The organism is Alteromonas sp. CyTr2 (assembly GCF_947311905.1).
GTDB classification, from domain to species: Bacteria; Pseudomonadota; Gammaproteobacteria; order Enterobacterales; family Alteromonadaceae; genus Alteromonas; species Alteromonas macleodii.
Genome location: NZ_CAMZMZ010000077.1, coordinates 1 through 1,440, shown reverse-complemented (window position 1 = coordinate 1,440; position 1,440 = coordinate 1). Strand labels below are relative to the sequence as shown.

Below are 1,440 nucleotides of genomic sequence, written 5' to 3'. Positions count from 1 at the left end.
GTTTTATTATCGAGTTCGAGGAACGACTCGAAAAGCACATTAACTAATGGCAGTTACACAGAATCTGTTACAGGCTCGATTAGTGTTCGGTATAGGTGAATAATCAAAATTAAACAGCTTTGCTTCCGATATTTTCCCTTCTGAAATCGCTTGCTCGAAACGCTCTCCAACAGTTTTGGCTGCATTTACTGCAATGTCTCTAACTTCGCTGTTTCGATCATTAACGTCGAAGCTTTCCAGCAGCCTGAAAATATCTTCAGCTTGACTACTCAGTGATAGCGCCTGAGTAGAAACATCAGTGAGGTCGTGCTCTAATTTTTCTGTCGTCGTGTGCAACTGAAGTATATTGGTACTTATACCTGCGCTATGTTCTGCATTATTTTCTACCATTGCTTGCATAGCGCCCATCGATTCCCGAGCTTTTGTAGAGAGCATACTGGAGTGTGAGATAGCTTCTTCGCTCTCCTTTAATTTCACATTCATGTTATCACTAGAGTTAAGCACCGTTTCCATAGTAGCCACTGCAGCCTGGCTACTTGTATTCATATCCTGCAGCAGACTTTCTATTCCTGAGGTGGCATCGGTTGTTTTCTTGGCAAGCTCGCGTACTTCATCAGCAACGACGGCGAAACCACGTCCTTGGTCGCCCGCTCTTGCAGCTTCAATAGCCGCATTAAGCGCTAGCATATTTGTTTGATCGGCCAATTGGTTAATGGTGTTTGTTATTGTACTTATTCCCTCGGCCTTACTTTTTAATGTAGTAAGCGCTTCAGATGACGCATTTATGTTTTTAACCAGCTGCTGTTGCTGGCTTAATACTTCTTTTAACGAAGTACTGCCGAACTGCGTTTTCTCGTCAGATTCATTCATAGAAAATGCAGCATTCTTGGCAAGATCATCTAACTGAGTTGAGGAGACTTCTAACTGTTGGAGTCTACCGCTCATCTCGCCGATGTTCGCGACTTGCTCATTAAAAGCTTTTGATAACTGTTCTAAAAAGAAAGAGATAGAAGCACCACCAATTGCAATGTTACTCGCGGCATGACTAACTTTCGTTGCATCATTGCTGTGTGCATTGTTCTTATAATCGTCAGTTAGAACAATTTTACTAGCGGCTATATTTTGGTTTTGAAATACCTTCTCAATAATAAAGGCCGCGAAAAGGATAGTAAGAAACGTAGCAACTGTAGAGATTAGTAGATGTGAAGTAACAAAAGACATCACTACATTAACGAGACCGGCAATAACAGCTAAAACTAAATACTTCATCATGCACACTTAACATTTTATTAACACCTCAAAAATGTAAAGCGTTTTAAACCAATTATCCATAAGCGGATAGTATTAGTTATGGGGTCAGAGTCTGAGGTATCCCCACAAATAATATTGCGATATCAATAAGATAAAAAAGATAGGAACATTCATGACGTTTGGTGATCA

Annotated in this window: 1 protein-coding gene; it reads right to left on the bottom strand. The window is 40.5% G+C overall.

Annotated elements, in window-relative coordinates; translation table 11 throughout:
- Positions 1–39 precede the first annotated feature (39 nt).
- On the bottom strand, positions 40–1,269 hold the full coding sequence (locus QME20_RS19605) for a methyl-accepting chemotaxis protein (RefSeq protein WP_281716514.1): 1,230 nt from the start codon (positions 1,267–1,269) through the stop codon (positions 40–42).
- Positions 1,270–1,440: the final 171 nt, after the last annotated feature.